General features: G+C 57.1%; 22 protein-coding genes and 6 tRNA genes. 20 read left to right on the plus strand and 8 right to left on the minus strand.

Annotated elements, in window-relative coordinates; translation table 11 throughout:
- Positions 1-23: 23 nt before the first annotated feature.
- A complete protein-coding gene (locus tag A8C75_RS11280; protein ID WP_067382127.1) occupies positions 24-1,103 on the plus strand; it encodes a Fic family protein in 1,080 nt (359 codons plus the stop codon).
- Positions 1,104-1,312: 209 nt separating this feature from the next.
- On the opposite strand, the gene A8C75_RS11285 is transcribed toward A8C75_RS11280, so the two are convergent.
- The 3 genes from A8C75_RS11285 to A8C75_RS11295 all read right to left on the minus strand — a co-directional run bounded on the left by A8C75_RS11285 (position 1,313) and on the right by A8C75_RS11295 (position 4,891).
- Positions 1,313-2,149, minus strand: a complete 837-nt coding sequence (locus A8C75_RS11285; protein WP_067382130.1) for a bifunctional allantoicase/(S)-ureidoglycine aminohydrolase — start codon at positions 2,147-2,149, stop codon at positions 1,313-1,315.
- Positions 2,150-2,590: 441 nt separating this feature from the next.
- Positions 2,591-3,946: an autotransporter outer membrane beta-barrel domain-containing protein gene (locus tag A8C75_RS11290; protein WP_157890266.1), complete on the minus strand. Its 1,356-nt coding sequence runs from the start codon at positions 3,944-3,946 to the stop codon at positions 2,591-2,593.
- Positions 3,947-4,213: 267 nt separating this feature from the next.
- Positions 4,214-4,891, minus strand: a complete 678-nt coding sequence (locus A8C75_RS11295) for an SOS response-associated peptidase (protein ID WP_067382133.1) — start codon at positions 4,889-4,891, stop codon at positions 4,214-4,216.
- 561 nt (positions 4,892-5,452) lie between these two features.
- Between A8C75_RS11295 and A8C75_RS23035 the strand changes: the two genes are divergently transcribed.
- The 3 genes from A8C75_RS23035 (at position 5,453) to A8C75_RS11305 (ending at position 6,645) form a co-directional block, all read left to right on the plus strand.
- Positions 5,453-5,683, plus strand: coding sequence for a Mor transcription activator family protein (locus A8C75_RS23035; protein ID WP_157890267.1), 231 nt, complete (start codon positions 5,453-5,455; stop codon positions 5,681-5,683).
- Between the two features lie 36 nt (positions 5,684-5,719).
- Positions 5,720-5,914, plus strand: coding sequence for a putative holin (locus A8C75_RS11300; protein ID WP_067382135.1), 195 nt, complete (start codon positions 5,720-5,722; stop codon positions 5,912-5,914).
- A 101-nt stretch (positions 5,915-6,015) separates the two neighbouring features.
- Entirely contained in the window at positions 6,016-6,645 is a 630-nt protein-coding gene (locus A8C75_RS11305) for a MiaE family protein (RefSeq protein WP_193788196.1), read from the plus strand.
- Between the two features lie 150 nt (positions 6,646-6,795).
- Here the strand turns inward: A8C75_RS11305 and A8C75_RS11310 are convergent, their stop codons facing one another.
- Complete coding sequence (locus tag A8C75_RS11310) at positions 6,796-7,557, minus strand: UDP-2,3-diacylglucosamine diphosphatase (RefSeq protein WP_067382140.1); 762 nt, start codon at positions 7,555-7,557, stop codon at positions 6,796-6,798.
- A gap of 9 nt (positions 7,558-7,566) precedes the next feature.
- Positions 7,567-8,061, minus strand: a complete 495-nt coding sequence (locus A8C75_RS11315) for a peptidylprolyl isomerase (protein WP_067382143.1) — start codon at positions 8,059-8,061, stop codon at positions 7,567-7,569.
- A 331-nt stretch (positions 8,062-8,392) separates the two neighbouring features.
- Here A8C75_RS11315 and A8C75_RS11320 point away from each other — a divergent pair, with 331 nt between their 5' ends.
- Entirely contained in the window at positions 8,393-10,075 is a 1,683-nt protein-coding gene (locus tag A8C75_RS11320) for a glutamine--tRNA ligase/YqeY domain fusion protein (RefSeq protein WP_067382146.1), read from the plus strand.
- Between the two features lie 192 nt (positions 10,076-10,267).
- Here A8C75_RS11320 and A8C75_RS11325 read toward each other — a convergent pair whose 3' ends face one another.
- Together A8C75_RS11325 and A8C75_RS11330 are read right to left on the minus strand one after the other, a co-directional pair.
- Positions 10,268-11,074 (minus strand): alpha/beta fold hydrolase, encoded by an 807-nt coding sequence (locus A8C75_RS11325; protein ID WP_084784005.1) that lies wholly within the window; start codon positions 11,072-11,074, stop codon positions 10,268-10,270.
- Positions 11,071-12,132: a M14 family zinc carboxypeptidase gene (locus A8C75_RS11330; RefSeq protein WP_067382152.1), complete on the minus strand. Its 1,062-nt coding sequence runs from the start codon at positions 12,130-12,132 to the stop codon at positions 11,071-11,073. The genes A8C75_RS11325 and A8C75_RS11330 overlap by 4 nt, the downstream gene beginning before the upstream one ends.
- Before the next feature lie 556 nt (positions 12,133-12,688).
- Between A8C75_RS11330 and A8C75_RS11335 the strand changes: the two genes are divergently transcribed.
- The 6 genes from A8C75_RS11335 to A8C75_RS24265 all read left to right on the plus strand — a co-directional run bounded on the left by A8C75_RS11335 (position 12,689) and on the right by A8C75_RS24265 (position 17,999).
- Positions 12,689-13,558, plus strand: a complete 870-nt coding sequence (locus A8C75_RS11335) for a hypothetical protein (RefSeq protein WP_067382155.1) — start codon at positions 12,689-12,691, stop codon at positions 13,556-13,558.
- Between the two features lie 122 nt (positions 13,559-13,680).
- Positions 13,681-15,066 carry a cysteine--tRNA ligase gene (cysS, locus tag A8C75_RS11340; RefSeq protein ID WP_067382158.1) on the plus strand — a complete coding sequence of 462 codons (1,386 nt, stop codon included), beginning with the start codon at positions 13,681-13,683 and terminating at the stop codon, positions 15,064-15,066.
- Positions 15,067-15,183: 117 nt separating this feature from the next.
- The gene (locus tag A8C75_RS11345; RefSeq protein WP_067382161.1) at positions 15,184-15,831 is read left to right on the plus strand and encodes a TIGR04282 family arsenosugar biosynthesis glycosyltransferase; all 648 of its coding nucleotides are present in this window, start codon (positions 15,184-15,186) and stop codon (positions 15,829-15,831) included.
- Complete coding sequence (locus A8C75_RS11350; protein ID WP_067382164.1) at positions 15,831-16,742, plus strand: radical SAM protein; 912 nt, start codon at positions 15,831-15,833, stop codon at positions 16,740-16,742. Before A8C75_RS11345 ends, A8C75_RS11350 begins: the two co-directional genes overlap by 1 nt.
- 64 nt (positions 16,743-16,806) lie before the next feature.
- Entirely contained in the window at positions 16,807-17,451 is a 645-nt protein-coding gene (locus A8C75_RS11355) for a glycosyl transferase family 2 (RefSeq protein WP_157890269.1), read from the plus strand.
- Positions 17,452-17,684: 233 nt separating this feature from the next.
- Entirely contained in the window at positions 17,685-17,999 is a 315-nt protein-coding gene (locus tag A8C75_RS24265) for an ion channel (RefSeq protein ID WP_418287457.1), read from the plus strand.
- An 82-nt stretch (positions 18,000-18,081) separates the two neighbouring features.
- On the opposite strand, the gene folD is transcribed toward A8C75_RS24265, so the two are convergent.
- A complete protein-coding gene (folD, locus tag A8C75_RS11365; RefSeq protein WP_067382170.1) occupies positions 18,082-18,939 on the minus strand; it encodes a bifunctional methylenetetrahydrofolate dehydrogenase/methenyltetrahydrofolate cyclohydrolase FolD in 858 nt (285 codons plus the stop codon).
- A gap of 322 nt (positions 18,940-19,261) precedes the next feature.
- Here folD and A8C75_RS11370 point away from each other — a divergent pair.
- From A8C75_RS11370 to clpX, 9 genes are all read left to right on the plus strand, one after another.
- A tRNA-Arg gene (locus A8C75_RS11370) sits at positions 19,262-19,338 on the plus strand.
- A 45-nt stretch (positions 19,339-19,383) separates the two neighbouring features.
- A tRNA-His gene (locus A8C75_RS11375) sits at positions 19,384-19,459 on the plus strand.
- Between the two features lie 14 nt (positions 19,460-19,473).
- Positions 19,474-19,558, plus strand: a tRNA-Leu gene (locus A8C75_RS11380).
- A gap of 20 nt (positions 19,559-19,578) precedes the next feature.
- A tRNA-His gene (locus A8C75_RS11385) sits at positions 19,579-19,654 on the plus strand.
- A 134-nt stretch (positions 19,655-19,788) separates the two neighbouring features.
- A tRNA-His gene (locus A8C75_RS11390) sits at positions 19,789-19,864 on the plus strand.
- Between the two features lie 105 nt (positions 19,865-19,969).
- Positions 19,970-20,045: transfer RNA gene (locus A8C75_RS11395), tRNA-His, on the plus strand.
- A 281-nt stretch (positions 20,046-20,326) separates the two neighbouring features.
- The gene (tig, locus tag A8C75_RS11400; RefSeq protein ID WP_067382173.1) at positions 20,327-21,667 is read left to right on the plus strand and encodes a trigger factor; all 1,341 of its coding nucleotides are present in this window, start codon (positions 20,327-20,329) and stop codon (positions 21,665-21,667) included.
- A 97-nt stretch (positions 21,668-21,764) separates the two neighbouring features.
- Positions 21,765-22,400: an ATP-dependent Clp endopeptidase proteolytic subunit ClpP gene (gene clpP / locus A8C75_RS11405; protein ID WP_067382176.1), complete on the plus strand. Its 636-nt coding sequence runs from the start codon at positions 21,765-21,767 to the stop codon at positions 22,398-22,400.
- A gap of 99 nt (positions 22,401-22,499) precedes the next feature.
- Positions 22,500-23,783: an ATP-dependent Clp protease ATP-binding subunit ClpX gene (clpX, locus tag A8C75_RS11410; RefSeq protein WP_067382179.1), complete on the plus strand. Its 1,284-nt coding sequence runs from the start codon at positions 22,500-22,502 to the stop codon at positions 23,781-23,783.
- Positions 23,784-23,792 lie beyond the last annotated feature (9 nt).

A 23,792-nucleotide genomic window follows, 5' to 3' on the forward strand; every position in this document is an offset into this window, starting at 1 on the left:
TGAACAATGGATTGGAACAGCGAATGGTCACTCGGATACCGAATCTGCCTCTTGCGAACATTGCTGCGCTGGAAACCCGTGCAGTGCTCAAGAAGACGGCGCAGGCGCATCGCTTCCTCGCCGAGCTCAAGGGGGTGGCTGCCAGTATTCCGAATGAGGCGATCCTGATCAATACGCTGAGCTTGCAGGAAGCAAAAGACAGCTCCGAAATCGAAAACATCGTTACGACTCACGATGAAATCTACAAGGCCAGCCTGTTTGCGGAAACCGTCACCCATGCCGCGGCGAAAGAGGTGCAAGACTATGCCTTTGCGCTAAAGCAGGGCTTTCAAACCGTACGTCAGCAAAAACTCATCCGGCTGAATGACATCCTGACGATACAGCAGCATTTGGAAAAAAACCGCGCTGGCCTGAGGCGTTTGCCCGGTACTGAGCTTAAAAACGCCCGCACCGGTGAGATCGTCAACACCCCGCCGCAGAATGGGGACCAAATCGAGGCGCTGATGGCGAACCTGGTGGAATACATAAACGACGACGCGCTTTGCGATGCCGACCCGCTGGTGAAAATGGCCATCATTCATCATCAATTCGAAAGTATTCATCCGTTTTATGATGGCAATGGTCGTACCGGGCGAATCCTCAATATTCTGTATCTTGTTGCGAAAGACCTGCTTAATCTCCCGGTGCTTTATTTAAGCCGTTTTATCATTCGACACAAAGCCGATTACTACCAGCAACTGCAGCATGTCAGGGAGTCCGGGCAGTGGGAGCCGTGGTTGCTCTACATGCTTGATGGCATTGTCGACACAGCGCAGGCGACTATTGCGCTCATCACAGAAATGAAGCAGTTGATGCGTCACTACAAGCACCGTATGCGCGATGAACTGCCCAAAATCTATCGGCAGGAATTACTGAATAATCTGTTTAATCATCCCTATACCAAGATCGAATTTGTGATGGATGATTTGGCGGTGTCACGCATTACTGCGACCAAATATCTGGAACAATTGGTTGAGCATAACTTTTTGCGCAAGGAGAAGGTTGGGCGTGCAAACTCCTACATCAACCAGCCCCTTTGTGCGTTACTGATCGAGCGTGCCTGATTAAAAATTGATGTTTTGGGGTGGAAGGCTGGTTTCCTCGAAGTTGAAGAGAGCCGGTGCTGATGGGGGCTGGCAGGCAATGCCCCAGCCCGACCTTGCCTGGGTACGGGCTGCACGGGAACTCAGTATAGGCTGCGTACTTTCCCGCCTAAACGCCGCATCCAAAAAGCCCCGCCGGCGGTGCGGGCGGGGCTTGGGAATAGAACCGTTTAGCGTGGCGCGTTGAGGCGCAGGTTCATGTGGCGGTTGACGTCTTTGTACAGCAGGTAGCGGAAGCGGCCCGGGCCACCGGCGTAACAGGCCTGGGGGCAGAAGGCGCGCAGCCACATGAAGTCCCCGGCCTCGACCTCGACCCAGTCCTGGTTCAGGCGATAGACCGCCTTGCCTTCGAGCACATAGAGGCCGTGCTCCATGACATGGGTTTCGGCAAAGGGGATAACGCAGCCCGGCTCGAAGGTGACGATATTGACATGCATGTCATGGCGCATGTCGCTCATGTCGACGAAGCGGGAGGTGACCCAGCGACCGTCGGTGTCGGGCATCGGGATTGGCTCGATATCCTGTTCGTTGGTGACGAAGGCTTCGGGGTAGGGCACGCCTTCGACCGCCTGGTAGTCCTTGCGAATCCAGTGAAAGCGTACCGCCTGATCGCTGTTGTTGCGAAGACGCCAGTCGGCTCCCGGCGGGATGAAGGCATAACCGCCCGGCTGCAGGCGATGCAGGGTGCCTTGCAGCGTCAGCTCGACTTCCCCCTCGACCACGAAGAGAACGGCTTCTGCGTTCGGATCCTGCTCCGGCTTGTCGCTACCGCCGCCGGGGCTGACTTCGACAATGTACTGGGAGAAGGTTTCGGCGAAACCGGACAGCGGTCGCGCCAGTACCCACAGCCGGGTGTTGTCCCAGAAGGGCAAGTGGCTGGTGACGATGTCCCGCATGACCCCCTTGGGAATAACGGCGTAGGCTTCGGTGAACATCGCGCGGTCGGTCAGCAGTTCGTGCTGGCTTGGATGCCCGCCCTGCGGGGCGTAATAGCTGGTTTTAGACATGAATGCCTCTTTGGTTGGTGGTCTTGATCCGCGGTCGCCCTGTCCTGAACTCTATATGCCTTCACTGGAGGAGCCGGGTAAGGGGGCCGAGATTCGGGCAAGTGGCTAAGGCGTGTAAAGTGAACGCCTGGGCGCCGCTCGCTGGAATGAGTCGGTGTTCATACTGTATAGAACCAACAGTAGTATTCACAAATTAAATATTTTGATGAGTCTTATTCGATTCTCGAATAATTATTCGGCACGCTCCCGGGAGTCTCATGGGCACACATAAAGAGCGAAGTCCGTTTTAGGGCTTCGCCTGCAAAGTGCAGCATGAATGCGGGCGCTGTACCTTGCAGGTGCTCGTTCGAAAATAGGCCTGGCATAATCAATGTCGTGTCTATGGGATGCAAAAAAGCCGGCATCAAGGCCGGCTTTCAGTGGCGACGATTCTTTACAGGTTTAGAATGCCATTTGGTATGAAGCGGCTACCCAGGAGCTGGGTGCTGCACCTTCTGTTGTGCCGTTGAGCATGACAGAGGCTTTGCCACTGGCGAATTGACCTTCAACCCCAACGCCCGCCTTGAGCCAGTTCTGATCGTATTTCTCGCCGGCCAGATCAAATGAGAAAGAGCCAACAACCTCACCCGAAGTGCCGCCTGCTTTATCATCGAACCGGTGCGCCGCTTCGATATTGGCGATAAAGTCAAAACCGGATGCGCCCAGTGCCATGGCTGAGTTAATGCCCGCACGCAACTCAGTCACGCCTTCTGCGCGGTTATCAAACTGTGCGGGGAAGCTGCCGCCGGTTTCGGTGTAGCCATCGAGTTTGCTTTTGCTATAGGTCAGGTCTACGTAGGGACTGAAGTGGATGCTGTTGGCTGCAAAGGCATCTTCCCAATCGATACGTGCCCTCAGGCCCCATGCCCGCGAGTCAGGGCTGGCGGATGAATATTCCACGGAGCCCATATTGAGGTAGCCACGGCGAATATCAGCCTCTGCCCATTGACGATAGGCGCCCAGAGTCGCATAAATTCCACGGTCTTCCGCAACAGGGAAGATGCCTTCCAGCATCAGGTACTTGCCATCAATATCGAGTTCGCCACCCTGAATCAGGTTCTGATTTGCCCATGTTTTGCCAAGAGATAGATTGGCCTGTACCGGACCATAGTTGTAGCCAACGCCAAACTCGGCCATGGCAACATCGCCATCGCGGCTGTTGTGGTCATCCTTGCCCCAGTCTCCGGCGACCCAGAAAGTTTTCTGGCCGATGGGAACACGGCGGGCCATGGGGCGACTGTGGGCGCCGTTTATAACCAGTGCAGAGCCTGTAAATGCCGCCTGAATGCCCGCGCCTGTCGACAACAGGCTGGCTTGCACATCCAGCAGTGAAAAGAGGGGTGATTGAGTGCCGATGATGTAAGCGTAATAGCCGCCAATACCCGGACAACCTGATGGGCAATCTATGAGGCTTCCGTCCCAGTAGGATATGGATACGGAACCAGAGACCAGTCCATACCCCATCAACGCACTAACTCCGGCTGAAGCCGGATAAGTTCCATAGTAATCCCCCAAATCGTAACGCACCAGGTCCATCAGGGCGTTAGCCAGCACAGTATCGCCCCACCAGGGCTGCGATTCCAGCAACGCTGAATCGGCTGTATACGATGTGTAGGCAGTGGTCAAATTATACTGATAACCGCCGTATTCTACGGTGGTTTCAGGTGCTGGTGCCGGGATTGCATGGGCTGTTAGGGCGCTAAGCGAGAGCGTAAAACCGATAGCAACAGATAATGGTTTAAGTTTGGTGGCGTTCAATTGGGACTCCTTGTCCGACAATAAGATATACCAGCTCGCTTTATATCACCTATTTATGGGCTGTTCATCTAATGTTAATTAGATATTTGAGAGGCCTGTATATACGTTGAGTTTTATTGAATGCGGCGAGTGGATATTTCTGCCAGGGCATGACTGTAATAATCCAGCCGCAGACGAGCCAAAGTGCTGAGCGTTGTTCAACAGCAGCGGATAGTGCGAGGTACGTCATATTAGTATGCAACGGAGTCAGCTCTGCTGTGCTCACACTTAATTGGCATCCAGTTGAAACAACGCAGGCCCGATAAGGAGGGGCGCCTGTTTGTGGCGACTGTTATTAATCACAGGATCAATGGGCACGACTTGCACTGCGCAGGGGAGGCTGGGGGACAACAGCGGCATCAGGCGGTGTCCATCGATGACCGGGTCCAGCCAGCGCGCCCACAGGTCGGGCGGCAGCATCACCGGCTGGCGCGGGTGTATCTGCTCCATGCCCGGCGCCGCCGCTGTGGTGACCAGGGTACAGCTGAGGATCGTTTCGCGGCCATGCCCCCATTGATCCCAAAGGCCTGCAAAGGCAAAGACTCCGTCAATCGGCTGGATGGAATAGGGCTGCTTGTGGCCCTCTTCTGTGCGCCACTCGATGAAGGATGACGCTGGTATGATGCAGCGCTGGTGCTTGAGCGGGCCGCTAAAAGCCTTGCTGGTGGCCAGCGTTTCGGCCTTGGCGTTGAACATCGAATAACGTGTGTCGGGTATCTGAGCCCAGTGCGGAATCAGCCACCAGCGCATATCTTGCAGTATGTTCTTCTCTTCAACCTGCCGTATCACCGGCACCTGCTCCGTCGGCGCCAGGTTATAGCGCGTCTGGATGCGCAGGCTGATGCCCAGCTCATCCAGCAACCCCTGAGTGAAGGGATCGTCAATCAGGTTGTAGCGTCCGCACATTTTTCAAAGCCCAAGAAATTTTCTGGCTATCAGAAGATAGCAAAGGAGAGCGAAACCACTCGTACGTCATCAACCGGACGGTACTGGCCGCGCAGCTCGCAGCGCAGGCACGGCTCATGTCAGGGCAAGTGGACTCAGCATTGAAGGCGTTGGGATACATCCGCTCCCGGCCAGGCAAGGGGTGAGCAAAAGGGGATATGGATATCAGGGGTTGGTGAGCCAAGGCGCCGCGCCCTGGAGGTTCAAGCGGGGCGCGGCGTGGAATGTTTCGGGCCATCCTAAGCCTGCCTGCATTCCATTGGGACGCTATTAGCGTCTGAGATGCAGTAAAGCAGCCAGGCGCTGATCTGCCCTTAGGATAAAGTCCTAAAAATGTAACGTAACGTGTTAACCGAGGTTTGAACCGACATGAAACACCCGCAAAAAGACAACTGCAAGGCCGCCCTGGCGCAGTTTCGGTTTTTGTAGGAACGGCGCCTCGCCGCGAACCCGCCGGGGTTACTACAGCCCCCGCGCCAAGGGCCGAGTGACCGATGTGATGCACGCCATCTGGATCGGGCTGTGCCAGGCCGGCGTGGAGCGCGATGCGGCGGCCGGCATGTCTATATCCCAAAAGGGGACCGCATCAGGGAGGCGGTGCGTGATGTGGAGCTGTTCCGCGACCGGCACGATCGCGGCATCTTGCCGGATGAGTTGGCGAGCCGCTACAAGATCAGCACCCAACATGTGTACCGCATCATCAAAGAGCAGCGCAGCCTGCATATGAAGAAGGTGCAGCCAGCGTTGTTTTAGGACTAAACTGGGCACCTAGGCAGCAATCAAGGGAAAATGATGCTATGGCTGAACATGCCGCGCCTTACCGTTTTTACCTTCATTGTGTTGCTGCTCACAGGGCTGATATTCCTGCTGGCCCCGCAGCAGCTGCCGGTAACGATCGACAAGCTGAGCCTGGTCGCCTGGCTGGGCTACTGGATCGACCGCGCCGGCCGTCCCGGTCGGATAGTGCCCAGAGGACATGCCTAAAATCTTTCACCTTTCACCTTTCACCTTTCACCTTGCCCCTTTTTTAGGCTTTTCCATCTCCCCGCTGTATAATGCCCGCCGTTTTTAGTGGCGGTGAAGTTATGGACATCCTCGACGAAATCAAAACCTTTCTTGGCTGCGAGACCCCGGATGCCTGGGTTGAGGTGGCATTGCAGAATCAGGCGCTGCTGCTGATAGATCATGCGCACTGCGAGAAGAAAGCGGCATCCACCGCCATGACGCTGATGTTCCGCTACGTGGATCGCATGGAGCTGCTGAACAAGATGTCGCGCCTGGCGCGTGAAGAGCTGATTCACTTCGAGCAGGTGCTGGCGATAATCGAGTCCCGTGGTATTACGTATCAGCATATGCAGTCGGCGCGTTATGCCGGTGGCATGCGGGCGGCGGTGCGCAACCATGAGCCGCAACGGCTGATCGATGTGCTCATCGTGGGGGCCTTTATAGAGGCGCGTTCCTGTGAGCGCTTTGCCAAGATCGGTCCCTTGCTGGATGCGGAGCTGGCGAAGTTCTACCGCTCATTGCTGAAATCCGAAGGACGCCACTATCAGGATTACCTGACGCTGGCCGAAGATGCGGCCGGTGAGCCGATTAATGAGCGAGTTGCCTTTTTCCGCGGCATCGAGAATGAGCTGATTCTGTCGAGCGATGATGAATTCCGCTTTCACAGCGGTGTACCGTCGGCGAGCTGCGATACGAGCATCGGGATTTAGCGCTCTTCTTGAGCATGCCGCAGCCTAATTTGACTATACGCAAGTGGACACGCAATTAGATTGCCTGCTCGAACGCCGCAGTTTTACCCTGTTTCCCGGAATTCGCAGGCTCATCAGGCTACAAACTATTTACGGCTTACGGCTTACGGCTTACGGCTTACGGCTTACGGCTGCTTCCTTAATCGGAAAATCGATCAGTTGATAGCCGTCGTTGTCGATCTGCAGATACCAGCCGCGGCTGTCCCAGTCACCCAGTACGATACGGGTTCCTGAGTGCTCACCATCATTGGAGATGATCTGATGCTGGTGGATGGCGGGGCGGTGGGTATGGCCATGGATCAGCAGGCTGACGCCAGCCTCGGTCAGCGCTTTTGAGACCGCCTGTGGATTTACATCCATGATGTCGGCGGATTTCTCCGCGCCTCTCGCTTTGCTGGCCGCGCGTAGCTGTCGGGCGATCGCCAGGCGCTCCTCTACGGTTTGAGACAGGAGCTGTTGCTGCCAAGCGGGATTGCGTACCTGGACGCGAAAGGCCTGGTATTCGGTGTCGTCGGTACAGAGCTGATCGCCATGCATGAGCAACGCCTGGCCACCGGGCACGCTGATAAGCTGCTGATCGGGCAGGGCGCGGGCCCCTAAGGTATCCAGAAACGCCTGCCCCACCAGAAAGTCGCGGTTACCGTGCTGAAAGTAGAGCGCGGTACCGCGGGCCGATAACGCTGCCAGTTCGTCGTAGATTGCATCCAGCCCGGGCATGGGCGCATCGTCCCCTATCCAGGCTTCAAAGATGTCGCCCAGCAGGTAGAGGGCATCACAGCCCGCTGCGTCCTGTTGCAAAAATGCCAGGAAGGCCTGGCTCAGGTCCGGGCGCTCGGGGCGCAGGTGCAGATCGGCGACAAACAGCAGCGTCATGGGGTGCTCTTACTCGGTGATGCGGGCAGATTCGATGATCACGTCTTCAGCCGGCACGTCCTGATGACCGCCGCGGGACGTGGTCTTAACACCCTTGATCTTGTTGACCACGTCCATGCCATCGACAACCTTGGCGAAGACAGCGTAGCCCCAGCCCTGGGTGGTTTCAGCGGTGTGATCCAGGAAGCTGTTGTCCTTTACGTTGATAAAGAACTGGGCAGAGGCGGAGTGCGGATCCATGGTGCGGGCCATGGACAGGGTGCCGGTGAGGTTTTTCAGGCCGTTGTTGGCTTCGTTCTCGATGTTGCCGCGGGTTTCCTTTTGTTTCATGCCGGGAGTGAAACCGCCGCCCTGCAGCATGAAGCCATCGATGACGCGGTGGAAGATCACGCCGTCGTAGAAGCCATCGCGCACGTACTGTTCGAAGTTGGCAGCGGTCTTGGGCGCCTTGTCGTAGTCGAGTTCGATGGAGATGTCGCCGTGGTTGGTCGAAAGAATAATCATTGCTTTACTTCCTGGGGGTTCTATTTTACGTGATCGGGGGGATCTTGAATAATCCGGCATTATACCCAAGGAGGCTTTCCGACAATACTCACCTACAGCGAACTGCCTGAGTTTGGCTTTTTTTTATGCTGTTTTTCGTTAAATAGAACCACTATTCGTCTTAAAACATCCCAAAAACCAGCTTAAACCAGAGAGCTCTCGCTACGGCCTGCATTATCGGACAGCCTCCTAGGGGCCTGTATCGCTGCGCGTTAGTGTGATCAGCGGCCCGATACGTTTATAATGCTGCGACTTTTCATGCCGTCAGGACAGACTGGACACCAAGCCGACTATGAGCAAGCAAGAACACGTCAAGCCTACAAATTTTATCCATCAGATCATCGAGAGCGACATCGCAGACGAGAAGGTCGCCGGTGGTCAGGTCGTGACACGCTTCCCGCCAGAGCCTAACGGTTATCTGCATATCGGTCACGCCAAGTCGATCTGTCTGAATTTTGGCACTGCTGCCAAGTATCAGGGCCTGTGCAACCTGCGTTTTGACGATACCAACCCCGAAAAAGAGAGCCAGGAATACATCGACGCCATCGCTGAAGATGTACGCTGGCTGGGCTTCAAGTGGGACGGCGATATCCGTTACACCTCGGACTATTTCGAACAGCTGTACCAGTGGGCGCTGTACCTGATCGCCAACGGCAAGGCTTATGTCGACAGCCTGAGCGCCCACGAAATGCGCGAGTTCCGCGGCAATCTCACCGAGCCTGGCAAGAACAGCCCGTACCGTGAGCGCAGTGTTGCGGAAAACCTTGAGCTGTTTGAGCGCATGCGTAATGGCGAGTTCGACGAAGGCGACTGTGCTCTGCGCGTCAAAATCGATATGGCGGCGCCGAACATGAACCTGCGTGATCCGGTAATCTACCGTATCCGCAAGGCGCACCATCACCAGACCGGCGACAAATGGTGCATCTACCCGTCCTACGACTTTGCCCACGGCCAGTCCGATGCGCTGGAAGGGGTGACGCACTCCATCTGTACGCTGGAATTCGAAGATCACCGTCCGCTGTACGACTGGTTCATTGCCAATCTGCCGGTGCCGGCCCAGCCGCGCCAGTATGAATTTGCCCGCCTGAACCTGAACTACACCATCACCAGCAAGCGCAAGCTCAAGCTGCTGGTCGACGAACAGCACGTATCCGGTTGGGACGATCCCCGCATGCCGACGATTTCCGGCCTGCGTCGTCGCGGTTTTACCCCGGCCTCCATTCGCAATTTCTGCGACATGATCGGCGTCACCCGCTCCAACGGTGTGGTCGACATGGGCATGCTGGAATCCGCCGTGCGGGATGATCTTGATGCCAATGCACCGCGCGCCATGTGCGTAACGCGCCCGCTCAAGGTGACGGTAAGCAACTTCGCCGAAGGCGAGGAAGAGTGGTTCGAATTGCCGGCTCATCCGAAAGATGAGTCCATGGGGCTGCGCAAGGTGTCCTTTGGTCGCAACCTGCTGATCGAACAGGAAGACTTCGAAGAAGAGAAACCGCGCAAGTGGAAGCGCCTGGCACCGGGCGATGCCGTGCGCCTGCGCGGCGCTTACGTGATCACCTGTAATGAAGTGATCAAGGATGCCGCGGGCAATCTGGTTGAGCTGATCTGCAGCTATGATCCGGCCACCAAGGGTGAAAACCCCACGGGCTACAAGCCCAATGGCGTGATTCACTGGGTCAATGCCGATCATTCAGTGCCATGCGAAGTGCGCCTGTATGATCGTTTGTTCACCGAAGCGAATCCCGAAGCCGACAAGGCGGTGGATTTCCAGACCCATCTTAATCCTGGGTCGCTGGAAATACTGACCGACAGCCGCGTAGAAATCGGCCTCAAACACGCGGTGGCAGAAGCCCACTATCAGTTTGAGCGTCTGGGGTATTTCTCGGTCGACAAAGACTCCGACGAAAGTCGCCTGGTGCTTAACCGTACCGTAACACTGCGCGACTCCTGGGTGAAAATTCAGGGCAAGTAAGCACGCGACGAAAGCCGCCTGGTGCTTAACTGTACTGTCACGCTGCGCGCTCTTCGTCGAACGGACGGGGTGAAGATTCAGGGCAAGTAAGCACGCTTTAAAGCACGATAAAACGCCTGATCCCGGCAGCGGGGTCAGGCGTTTTTGTGTTCAGGGTTTGAGTGCTCTAGCAACAGAGGTTCTGGCAGTGCTTTACCAGCGCGCTATCTGTGCCAGCACCCAGTCGGGATCGTCGTGGGGCAGGTCGTGGCCGGCGCTCGGATGGATGCCAAGCGGCGCCCGCCAGTGATTGGCGATGGCGGCGCTGCAGGCGGGGTTAACCAGGGCATCGTTGCGAGAACAGAGGATGAGCGCCTTGGCTGCAGGCAGGCGCCCGCCGCTGCGATAGCAACTCGCCGCCCGAAACTGGCGCAAGACATTGCTGCGGCTCACCGGGTACTCCCGGGCATAACTGAGCCACTGGGCGAGCGTTGTATCCGCGTGGCGGCGACAACTGAGGCGGTAGATCAACGCCTCGCGCCCGGCGGTATCGAGCAGCAGCGCGCGGGCGATACAGGGCAATGCGCCTGGGCGCAGGCGCTGCCAGGGCGGACTCAGGTCACCCAGACTGCCGTTAATCAGCACCAGACTGGCAATCTCTTGCGGGTAGTGCAGCCCCCATTCAGTGGCAACCATGGCGCCCATCGACAGGCCAAGCAGCCGCAGGGGTGCATGAGCGTGCAGAAGACGCAGCTCAAGGCGCAGATGTTCGACCAGGTCACTCAGGTGTAATGGGCTTTGCCGCCGATACAGCTGGCCGTTGCCGGGCAGGTCGGGGCACAGCACCCGTGCCTGCAAATGATCCGCCAGGCGCTGGCCAAAGTCGCCCCAGTGGCGCTGCTCCCGGGTCAGTCCGCGCAACAGTACCCAGCAGGGCAGCGCCATCGCATCACTTGGCTCCTGTTGGGCTTCGGGGTTGAGCCTTGAGCGCGGGGTGAATTCTGTCAGCGTCTGGCTCATGGGCGCTCGATGTCTTTGTACCAGCGTTGCAATGCGCGCTGCTGCTGGATATCGCGGGCGTGTCCTTCGGGCAGCCACTGCTGCCAGGAACGCACCGCCCGGATCATGAAATCGAACAGGGAGTTGTGATGGCGCAGGATACGCCGTTGCCGGTGTGGCACCAGGGGATTGAAGAGCCCGTTGAAGCTGCTGAGCTGACGCAGGTTCTTGCGTACCCAGAGCCAGGAGCCCAGCTCCAGGGTTAATGGCAGGAAGACAGGTTTCTGGCCCGTGCTGTCTGTGTGGCGCAGCAGGTGTTGATAATACAGATGGTCCCAGAGGTCACCGTGGGTGCGGTACTGGTGACACTGGGGTTCGAGCAGGTAGCGATGGTGCGGATTGGCGCTTTCGTAGAGTTCCATCAGGGCCTGTAATTCGCCGAGTTGCTCCAGCGGGCGCGTGCTGCCGGCATAGGGAAACCAGAGCCGGTCGCGCATGCCAAAACCGGAGTGGCAATCCAGCGACAGGCAAAAGGGCGCGCCGCCGATTTCGCGGTTCACCAGCGCACAGAGCGCGGCAGACTCCGCTTGCATGGGCTCGTTAAGCGCACCGCGATACCAGGGCAGCCAGGCGCCGATGCGGTGGCCCGACAGCAGCCAGGCCCCCGGTTCTTCGGCATTGTGCGGGGCATTGCGCATCAGGTCGACACCCTTGCCATTGGAACGTGATCCCCGTGCCATGCCAGCGGGGTTCAGCAGCGGGCAAAACACCAGACGGATATGTTCAAGATCCTGCTGCAGCCCCTGATCCCAGGGCAGTCGCGACAGCAGCGCATCGAGCTGAGTCAGCAGCAGCTGGGTACCGATGCGCTCCACGCCGTGAATGCCGCCGCACAGCAGTAATACCGGCGCCTGTGGGTCCGGGTTGCCGAGTTTTAGCGCATAGAGCGGATAGCGCCCGGCGCCGTCGGTCACCTCTGTCAGCAGCGAGACATCGAGCTGGCTGCCGCCACGCGCGATCAGCCGTTGCAGTTCATCCAGTTCCGGCAGTGGGCGCTGAGTATCCTGTCTGGCGTTCATCCGTTGATCAGTCTGGGGTGTGCCAGGCAGTGCGCCAGGGCAGAAAATACGATGCGGAACAGATTCAGCGGTGTCATGGGTGTCCGGGTAATAAAGGCCCTGTTCGTGCAACAGGGCAACCAGGGGATGCCCTGTTTATAGGCGTGCAGTTTAGCTGCTATGCTCGCGGGCGTTAGCAGCGTCACAAAGGGTTCACACAGTGGTTTTGAGCAGGGTGCAATCGGTAGTGGTGGGTGCGATAGAAGGGCGTGTGGGAAGCGGGGCGACATTGGTGCGCTCGGTGGCTGTGATGGCAGTACTGCTGCTCGCGGCGGGCTGCTCCACGCTGGACGGGGCGGCACCCGGCGAGGCAGGGACGGGATCTGAGAAAACGACGCAGGCAGCGGCAGTCACTGTGGGACAGCAACCTGACATGTCGCCTCAGGCGCCCGTTCAGGTGCAGTCCGTTCAGGCTCCTTCAACTCAGGTGCCGTCCCCCAAAGTGAAGGGTGCGGCCACAGTGCCGAGTGCCCCTGGGACGCCCGCAGAACAGCAAAGGCCTGCGAAGGCATCAGCCGTGGCCGAAGTGCAGCGTCTGGCGCTGCTGCCCGCTGCCGTGCTTGAAACCTCTGGGCTGGCGCAGATAGAAGGTCGCCTCTGGACGCTCAACGACAGTGGCGATGATGCCGCTATCTATCAGCTCTCACGCGATGGTCGCGATATCGCCAAGACGCTTTATCTGGCGGGGGCGCGCAATATCGACTGGGAATCCCTGGCGGTGGATGCTGACACTTTGTATATCGCCGATTGCGGCAATAACCGGGGCCGCCGTGAAGCGCTGCAGCTCTATCGGATTGCGCTCGATGCGCTCAGCGCACCGGATGGCAGCCGAGTCGAGTATGACGTCAGCCGTTTTCGCTACGGTCAGCGGCTTGAAGTGAAGGCATCGGGCGATCATAACTTTGATTGCGAGGCCGTCACGGTGGTTGAAGACGAGCTCTGGCTGTTCAGCAAGAACCGCGGGGATGGGCATACAGAGCTGTATCGGTTAGACAGGCGGGCACGAGAACAGGCGGTGTTTCCGCTTCGCAGCTATCCGGTCAACGGGCTGATCACGGCGGCGGACTATGATCCGGTATCCAGGCGCCTGGTATTGCTGGGCTACAGCCGCGAACGCTTCTTTGGTCACAGCTTTATCTGGTTTATACCGTTATCTAATAACGGGAATAGCGGTCAAAAGCTGGCACCGGACTGGAGCGGGGCGCAGCGCTACAGGCTAAGTACCTATGCTCAGTGGGAGGCTATCAGCTGGGATGGCCCCAGCAGGCTTGTACTCAGTGCCGAGCGCAGCCCCTTGTCGGACGCACAGCTGGGTGAAATTCGCCTCGATTCCCAAGGCGTGCCACAGGCGCCTGTGGCGGACCCGGACGACCCTGCACTCTGGTAGCAAATCCGGCGCACCATTGCGCAATCAATTGATTTATAATGGCGCCCATACGTGCTGCGGGGCAGGCCTCAGGGCTCTTGAACCGTTGGCGGAATCCCGAATCTGACTCAAAAGCTGGTTTGATGCTGCAAATCTATAACACTCTGAGCAAGGATAAAGTGCCCTTCGAGCCGATCGACGCGGGCAAAATTCGCATGTATGTCTGCGGCATCACGGTCTATGACTTCTGTCATATCGGCCATGCCCGCGTCATGGTGTCCTTCGATGTCATTACCCGGTACCTGCGCGCCCGGGGTTGGGATCTGACCTATGTGCGCAACATCACCGATGTGGACGACAAGATCATCAAGCGTGCGGCCGAAAACGGCGAAACGCCCGAGACTCTGACCAGTCGCATGATCGAGGCCATGCACGAAGACGAAATCCGTCTGTCGGTGCTGCGTCCGGATATGGAGCCCCGTGCCACCGCCCATATAGATGATATCCTCGCGCTGGTGCAGACCCTGATCGAAAAGGGCTTTGCCTATGCGGCCAGCAATGGCGATGTCTATTATCGGGTCGAGAAATTTGAAGGCTACGGCAAGCTGACACGTCAGAACATCGATGAATTGCGCTCCGGCAGCCGGGTCAATGTTGAGGAAGCCAAGGAAAGCCCGCTGGATTTCGTGCTCTGGAAAGCGGCCAAGCCCGGCGAGGTTAGCTGGGAGTCGCCCTGGGGGCCAGGTCGCCCGGGTTGGCATATCGAGTGCTCGGCCATGTCCAAGTGCTGCCTGGGCGATACCTTCGACATTCACGGTGGCGGCCCTGATCTGCCGTTCCCGCATCATGAAAACGAGATTGCCCAGTCGGAAGCCGCCAACGGCGTGCAGTACGTCAACACCTGGATGCATGCAGGCCCGGTACGGGTTAACAGCGAAAAAATGTCCAAGTCGCTGGGCAACTTCTTCACCATTCGTGACGTGCTTGAAAAGTATGACGCTGAAGTGGTGCGCTACTTCCTGGCCAGCGTGCATTATCGCAGCTACATCGACTACAGCGAAGACAGCCTGAAAGAAGCCCGCAGCGCGCTGGAGCGTTTCTACCAGGCGCTGGGCTCGGTGGAATGTGCCGACGCTGAGCCGGACAATGACTTCGAAGCCCGTTTCTTTGCCGCCATGGATGATGACTTCAATACACCCAAGGCACTGGCGGTGCTGTTTGAGCTGGTCAGCGAGCTGAACCGCGCGGTGCGCGAAGGCAGCCTGGAGGCCGGCAAGCTGGCGGCGCAGCTCAAGCGTCTGGGCGGCATTATAGGGCTTTTGCAACAGAGCCCGGATGTATTTCTCAAAGGTGAAGACCGAGCGGGCGAGCTGAGTGCCGAGCAGATTGAGGCCCTGATTCTGCAGCGCAAGGATGCCCGCAGCAATCGCGATTTTGCACTTTCGGACAAGATTCGTGATGACCTCGCGGCCCAGGGTGTCATCCTCAAGGATGATCGCTCCGGTACCAGCTGGTACCGCGAGGGCTGATATCCCTGTTGCAATGAGTGATTAAGGCGGCCAAGGCCGCCTTTTTTACATCGCTATCCGGGTGTCCTGGACGCCATATTCAGTTTTAATTCACTCAGGTTTCTTACCCTCGTGGGCATGACTCTCATACTCTTCTGCAAGCGCCCGCGCCTCGGCATTGGCAAGCAACGCCTGGCGCGGGTCCTCGGCCAACAGGGCGCCTTTCGTATCGCGGATATGCTGCACCAGTGCGCGCTGGCCCAGCTCGCCAGCTGGCCCGGTCGCAGCGTGATTGCCTGCGCCGATGCCGCCGATTGCGACAGCTATCAAGCTGAACACCCCTGGCTTGATACGGTGATTGCCCAGCAGGGAGACAATCTCGGTCAGCGTATCAATCACGTGGAACGCCAGTTACGTGCAGCAGGACATGAGCGGCTGATTATCATCGGCTCGGATATGCCAGAGCAGACCCCCGATCAATTGCTGGCGGCGGCCGAAAAGCTTGCTCAGCACGACATAGTGCTGTCTGGGGCCACCGACGGCGGCGTCACACTGATGGCGGCCGCAGTGGCCTGGCCGGATCTCGATGCACTGCCCTGGAGTACGCCGGAGCTGGGTCAGGCGCTGGTGCAGTGCTGCGAGCAGGCAGGGCTTTCGGTCGGCTGGGTGACGCCCTGTGATGATGTCGATCTGGTTGCAGACCTGCGCCGGCTGCGCGCATCTCTTGTCGATGATCCACGCGCGCCGCAACAGGCGCTACGTAAACTTATACAGGAACTTGTTTGATGGAACCTATTCGCAGTCGCGACTGGTATAGCACTCCCGAAGGTCAGCCCCGCGGCTACATTCGCCCCCATGCGCTGCGTGAATTGTGGTTTCACACCGGTACGGCCTGCAATCTGAGCTGCCCGTTCTGTCTTGAAGGTTCAAAGCCCGGGGATAATCGCCTGCAGCTGCTGAAGCTGGTAGACGCCGAGCCCTTTATCGACGAAGCTGCCGCAATGGGCGTGGAGCAGTTTTCCTTCACCGGCGGCGAGCCTTTTCTGGCGAAGGATCTGATACGCATACTGCAACGGGCGAGCGAGGTCGCGCCCTGCCTGGTGCTGACCAATGGCACCGATGCCCTGCACAAGCGCATTGATCAGCTGGATGTACTGCGTGACTCCGCTCATCCGGTGAGCTTTCGTGTCAGTATCGATTCAATCGACCGGGGCGAACATGATGAGGGCAGGGGTGAGGGCAATTTCGATCGTGCCTTTGAAGGTCTGCGCCTGCTGCACGCCAGAGGCTTTCATGTATCCATAGCCCGCCACATGAAGGTGGATGAGGATACCCCAAGCGTTGCCGCTCAGTACGCCGCCTTGCTGGTAGAGCAGGGCTTGCCGGCCGATCTCACCCAGGTGGCCTTTCCCGACTTTCTCCCCCCGGGTAGTCACGCCGATGTGCCGGGCGTTACGACGCACTGCATGACCCAGTTCCAGAGTGAGGCAAGTCGGCGCAATTTCATGTGTGCCTTCAGCAAGATGGTGCTCAAGCAAAATAACCGCATGCGGGTCTATGCCTGCACCCTGGTGGATGATGATCCCGAGTACGACCTGGGCCTCACCCTGCATGAAGCTATGGAGCAGCAGGTCAGCATGAAGCATCATCGTTGTTTTTCATGTTTCCGCTATGGCTCCTCCTGCAGTGAAATCTGAAGTAGGCACTCCGCCGGTTAGCGTAATTATCCCGATCGGGCCAGGCGAGACAGGGCCCTTCAGGTTGATCGAGACGCTGGATCTGTTACCTCCGAGCTGGGAGGTTATATGTGCTCTTTGTGAATCCAGAGATGATATTGCACTGCCTTTGAATAAAAGAATTTATACCGTTATCTCCGTTAAAGGCCGTGCCATCCAAATGAACACCGCGGCCCAGTTAGCACGGGGGCGGGCACTGTGGTTTTTGCATCTCGATTCTGTCCTGACGCGCGAGATGATTCATGCGCTTGAGCAGGGGCTGGCTTCAAAGTCTGATGCGCTGCATTATTTTCGGCTTGCATTCGCGAGCGATGGGGCAGGGCCCATGACACTCAATGCCAAAGGCGCCAACCTGCGTTCGGCCTGGCTGGGCATTCCCTTTGGGGATCAGGGGCTATGCCTGTCGGCCACGAACTTTCGGGCGCTGGACGGCTATTGTGAGAAGGCATCCTACGGTGAAGATCACCTGCTGGTGTGGCGCGCGCGGCAGATGGGATTAAAACTGAATGGCCTGGATGCAGAGCTCTGTACCAGTGCCCGCAAGTACCATCAGCAGGGTTGGTGGCATCTGACCCTGCTGTATCAATGGCGCTGGATCCGACAGGCATTACCACAGTATTTGTGTTTACTGTCTGGTCAGCGCAAGCTGCGTGCGCGGCTTGGCAAGTAGCAGATAGAAAGGCCAGTCGTGGGTAAGATGCCGGTAACGGCTATCCGTCAGGTGGGATATCTACAGGGGCCTAGTCCTATCATCGCGCAGGGAGAGGCATGCTATTTCTAGCCTTGTACTGCAGTGCAGTGGTCGTACTGGTTGGGCACAGGTTCAGAATAGTGCTGGGCGTTGGCGGCGCCCTGGTTGCTCATTTAATAGAGGTGTGGATCTTTGCCATTGCCTACTACTTTATGCAGGGCATCAGCGGTTGGGGGCGGTTAAAGGGCAATTTCGACGGCAGTCTGCTCGATTGCGTGTACTTTTCCTTTACGACCTTTACCTCGCTCGGCTGTGGTGACATTCAGCCTGTCGGTTACCTGAGATTCCTGCTGAGATTTCTGACTCGGAATCGAGTCTCTTGCAGGGCTGGTACTCATCACCTGGACGGCATCTTTTCTGTTCGTGGAAATGCAGTGATACTGGAAAACACGTTAGCCTTGCGCAAGGGGCCTGAAAATCGGTGCTTGCGAGAAATATCTGGGTTTGCTTGTGGAGAGTTGGGGTAGTGTTAAGTCGCCTATCGCCTGCCCTGTAACTGCTTGGCCGTAAGCGCCAGGCAGCAGGGCAGGTGAGCGAGTCCCCAGTGGCTTACGCCAGGTCGAGGTTATTGGCCGCTTCCAGGGTATTTTCCATCAGGCAGGCCACCGTCATCGGGCCCACACCGCCGGGCACCGGAGTGATCCAGCCAGCGCGCTCGGCAGCCGTTTCATATTCGATATCACCCACCAGGCGGCCGTCATCCAAGCGGTTAATACCGACATCAATAACCACAGCGCCGGGCTTGATCCATTCGCCTTTCACCAGGCCCGGTTTGCCAACGCCGACCACCACAACATCGGCGCGGCCGAGATGCTCTGCCAGGTTGTGCGTAAAGCGATGTGTCGTGGTCACGGTGCAACCGGCCAGCAGCAGCTCCAGCCCCATGGGGCGACCAACAATGTTGGATGCACCCACGACCACCGCTTCCTTGCCATGAAACTCGATACCCGTGGACTCCAGCAGATGCATGACCCCCTTGGGTGTGCAGGGGCGCAGGGCGGGCAGGCGCTGAGCCAGGCGTCCAAGGTTAAAGGGGTGGAAGCCGTCAACATCCTTGTCCGGTCGAATACGCTCCAGGATTACATTGGCATCGAGCTGCTTGGGCAGCGGCAGCTGAACCAGAATGCCATCGACCTCGCTGTTTGCGTTCAGGCTATCGACCAGCTCCAGCAGCTCCTGCTGCAAGGCGGTGGCGGGCAGATCGTAGGATAGCGACTGGATACCAACGTCCTGGCAGGCATTTTTCTTGTTGCGCACATACACGTGGGACGCGGGATCAACCCCCACCAGAACCACGGCGAGGCAGGGGGCTCGCTTGCCCGTTTCCACGCGCTTCTTTACACCCTGAGCCACTTTTTCGCGCACTTGGGCTGCAATCCGTTTGCCGTCAATTATGTTTGCAGTCATCGTTGGGCTGTATTCCTCGAGGCGGGTAGTAGTTAACTGGCGCGGATTTTCTCATGGTTACAGGTGTGCGGCCAAGTGGCGATTTCGCTAAATGAACCGTGACTGTTACCTTGGGCCGCTTTTGCGTGCCGGGCAGGCTCTGGCAATTGCCTGTTTGCAGCAATCGCCGCAAATTCATGGCTATTCTGTAACCAGTATGATTTTACTGAAAAAAATCCATATTTTTAGTTGACGTCCAAAAGTGTCGGCCGTAGTATATGCCGCTCCTTTAGGCAGGTCGCCGCAGTCTCGGTTGCAGCAGCTGTTTAAAGGCGGGAGCAATGCGCCCGTAGCTCAATCGGATAGAGCAACGGCCTTCTAAGCCGTAGGTTGCGGGTTCGATTCCTGCCGGGCGTACCATTAGGTAAGTTGCTTATCCGGTAAAGTGTTAAAAGTCAGGCAGTGGTGGGCGTAGCTCAGTTGGTAGAGCCCCGGATTGTGATTCCGGTGGTCGTGGGTTCAAGCCCCATCGTCCACCCCATTCCTGATAGCTGTGCGGACGTGGTGAAATTGGTAGACACGCCAGATTTAGGTTCTGGTGCCGAAAGGTGTGGGAGTTCGAGTCTCCCCGTCCGCACCATGTTTGTCTGAAACGCTGTGGTGGGCGTAGCTCAGTTGGTAGAGCCCCGGATTGTGATTCCGGTGGTCGTGGGTTCAAGCCCCATCGTCCACCCCATTCCTTGTAACAGGCATGGATGTTCAGCGCTTCAATGAATTGCAAGATTCACAGGCAAACCGTTTCAAGGCTTGGTCTGCAGGGGTCAGTTTTTCGAATTGGTCACTAAAGCTCAGGCAGGCTTCATCGCAGTGGTGGGCGTAGCTCAGTTGGTAGAGCCCCGGATTGTGATTCCGGTGGTCGTGGGTTCAAGCCCCATCGTCCACCCCATTCCCGCACCCAGTGTCGGGACGATGATGCTAGTGCTTTGTAAAACCTGCGGTGTAACGAACAGACGCCAGTCTGCTTCAAGGTTGCCCTGCTTGTAACGCTGTGGTGGGCGTAGCTCAGTTGGTAGAGCCCCGGATTGTGATTCCGGTGGTCGTGGGTTCAAGCCCCATCGTCCACCCCATTTCTCGCTATTTTCTCTGTATCTTTCTGTTTTAATTCGTTTTTCTTGATTGAAGGCGAAATTCCTTTATGATCCTTTCCTAGTGGCGAACTCTGCTGCCTTTAATAGTATTCCGCTTGACTATTCGGGGTAACTGGCACAGAATTTCGCGCTTTAGAATTTAGGTTCTGCGGCATCCGTGCCAGGTCGGAAAGCGAGTTTACCGCCAAGCGGGTGTTTTTGGGGACGGATTCGTCCGCAGATCGCGATTAAAAAATGCTGCAAGTTTTGTGAGGAATTCCATGCAAGTTTCTGTTGAAGCGACTTCGGGCCTCGAGCGTCAGATGACGATCACTGTTCCGGCCGAGCGTATCGATAATGATGTAGCCACCCGTGTGCAGGATACTGCGCGTCGCGTGCGTATCGATGGCTTTCGTCCGGGCAAGGTGCCGGTCAAAATAGTTCAGAAGCGCTACGGTGCCGGAATTCGCCAGGAAGTCCTGGGTGAAGTGGTCCAGCAGAGCTTCTACGAAGCGGCGCAGCAGGAAAAGTTGCAGCCCGCCGGCGGCCCGAATATCGAGTTCAAGAAAGACAAGGCGGGTGAAGATTTTGAATTCACCGCGACCTTTGAAGTTTATCCGGAAATCACCCTGGCTGACTTCGCCGCGGCAGAAATCAAGAAACTGAATGCCAGCGTTACCGATGCCGATCTTGAAAAAATGATCGACACCCTGCGCAAGCAGCAGGCTGAGTGGGCTCTGGTTGAGCGCGCAGCTGAAGATGGCGATCGCGTCAAGATCGACTTTGAAGGCTTTATCGATGGCGAAGCTTTCGATGGCGGCAAAGGCGAAGGCATGGACCTGGTGCTGGGCTCCAACACCATGATTCCGGGTTTCGAAACCGGCCTGGTTGGCGCCGTTGCAGGCGACGACAAGGAACTGAACGTAACCTTCCCGGCGGATTACCAGTCCGAAAACCTGCAGGGCAAAGTAGCCCTGTTCAAGGTCAAGGTTCAGAACGTATCTGCCTCTTCACTGCCGGAGCTGAACGAAGAATTCTTCGTCAAGTTCGGTCTGGAAGGCAAGACGCTGGAAGAGTTCCAGGTTGAAGTTCGCAACAACATGGAGCGCGAGCTGAAGCAGGCGCTGAAAATGAAGCTCAAAGAGCAGCTTTTCGGCAAACTGATCAAGCTTAACGCCATTGACGTACCGAGCCCGCTGGTTGATAGCGAGATCGACAATCTGCGCAAGCAGGCGGTACAGCAGTTCGGTGGCGGCAACGCCAACCTCGACCCCAACATGCTGCCCAAGGAACTGTTCGAAGAACAGGCCAAGCGCCGCGTTGCGATCGGTCTGCTGGTACAGGAAGTCATCAAGGCCAACGAACTGAAGGTCGATGAAGACCGCGTTCGCGCCATGGTTGAAGAGCAGGCTCAGACGTATCAGGAGCCGCAGCAGGTTATCGACTGGTACTACAGCAACAAGGAAATGCTGAACCAGATCCAGAGCCTGGCGATGGAAGATCAGGTGGTTGAACAGCTGCTCGCATCTGCTACAGTCGAAGAAGTTGAAGTCAGCTACGAAGACGCGATCAAGCCAGCTCAGCCAGAAGCTGAAGTGGCGGAAGAAGCCGCAGCTGAATAAGGCTGCTGCAGCGACGCTCTAACGAGTCATGGAAAAACGACAGTTGGCTCAGGCTGACTGTCGTTTTTTTCGCTTATAAGGCTAAGGAGAGATTTGCATGTCAGATATCTATACAGGACAGGCGGGAGCCGGAATTAGCTCCAGTCTGGTACCGATGGTGGTCGAGCAGACTGCGCGCGGAGAAAGGGCCTACGATATCTACTCGCGGCTGCTGAAGGAACGCGTGATTTTCATGGTCGGCCAGGTCGAAGACCACATGGCTAACCTGATTGTTGCCCAGCTACTGTTCCTTGAAGCAGAAAACCCGGAAAAGGATATTCACCTTTACATCAACTCGCCCGGTGGCTCGGTGACTGCGGGTCTGGCGATCTACGATACCATGCGCTTCATCAAGCCGGATGTCAGCACCATGTGTATCGGTCAGGCGGCGAGCATGGGTGCATTCCTGCTGGCCGGCGGCGCCAAAGGCAAGCGTTTTGCGCTGCCTAACTCCCGCGTGATGATTCACCAGCCGCTGGGCGGCTATCAGGGTCAGGCGACCGACATTGAGATTCACACCCGTGAAATTCTGTCGATCCGCCAGAAACTGAACGAAATTCTGGCGCACCACACCGGCCAGGATCTGGAAACACTTGCACGTGATACCGATCGTGACAACTTCATGGATCCCCATGCGGCCAAGGCATACGGCCTCATTGATGAAGTACTGGATCGCCGCGTAATCGAAGGCTGATCACGTAAGAACCGTATTATAATTGGCATGCCGGGTTGAAATTGCCCGGCGATGCCATTATCAATAAGGCTTACGCGATCGCACTGTTGAGGTAGTCGAATGTCCGACGAGATTAAAGGTAAAGGCGGAGAAGGCAGCAAGCTGTTCTGTTCGTTCTGTGGCAAAAGCCAGGACGAAGTGCGCAAGCTCATTGCCGGCCCTTCCGTATTTATCTGCGATGAATGTGTCGATCTGTGCAACGACATCATTCGAGAAGAGATCCAGGAAATCGAGAGTCAGGAGCAGAGCGATCGCCTGCCGATTCCCGCTGAGATCAAGAAGACGCTGGATGAGTATGTTATCGGTCAGGAGCAGGCCAAGAAGGTTCTGTCCGTTGCCGTGTACAACCATTACAAGCGTTTGCGCTTCAAGGAGCGTCGCGAGCAGGGTGTGGAGCTTGGCAAGAGCAACATTCTTCTGATCGGCCCCACGGGTAGCGGTAAAACGCTGCTGGCCCAGACGCTCGCGCGCATGCTTAACGTCCCCTTCACCATCGCCGATGCCACCACGCTGACTGAGGCGGGCTACGTCGGAGAAGACGTCGAAAACATCATCCAGAAGCTGCTGCAGAAATGCGACTACGACGTCGAAAAGGCGCAGCTGGGTATTGTGTATATCGATGAAATCGACAAAATTTCACGCAAGTCTGACAACCCGTCCATTACCCGCGATGTGTCGGGTGAGGGCGTACAGCAGGCGCTGCTGAAACTGATCGAAGGTACAGTTGCATCGGTTCCGCCCCAGGGTGGTCGCAAGCATCCGCAGCAGGAATTCCTGCAGGTTGATACCTCCAACATCCTGTTTATCTGTGGCGGCGCCTTTGCCGGCATGGAGCAGATCATCCGCGCCCGTTCTGAAAAGAGCTCGATTGGCTTTAGTGCCAGCGTGAAGGGTAAGGAAGATGGCAAGTCCATGAGCAAGATTCTGGCCGGTGTCGAGGCAGAGGATCTGGTGAAATTTGGTCTGATTCCCGAGTTTGTCGGACGTCTGCCCATGATTGCCGTGCTGGCTGAGCTGGATGAAGAAGCGCTGATTACCATTCTCACCGAACCCAAGAACAGCCTGACCAAGCAGTACGCGGCGCTGTTCGAAATGGAAGGTGCAGAGGTCGATTTCCGCAAGGAAGCACTGCGCGCCGTTGCCCGCAAGGCACTGGACCGTCGCACTGGCGCCCGTGGTCTGCGCTCCATTCTTGAAGCGGTATTGCTGGAGACCATGTACCAGCTGCCGTCGATGGAAAATGTCACCAAGGTCGTGATTGACGAAGGTGTCATCGAGGGCGAGTCCGAGCCGCTGCTGATCTACGAAACACCGGAGAAGGCCAAGGCTGCCTCCGAAGACTGATCATCAGAG

This window comes from Marinobacterium aestuarii (genome assembly GCF_001651805.1).
Taxonomy (GTDB): Bacteria; Pseudomonadota; Gammaproteobacteria; order Pseudomonadales; family Balneatricaceae; genus Marinobacterium_A; species Marinobacterium_A aestuarii.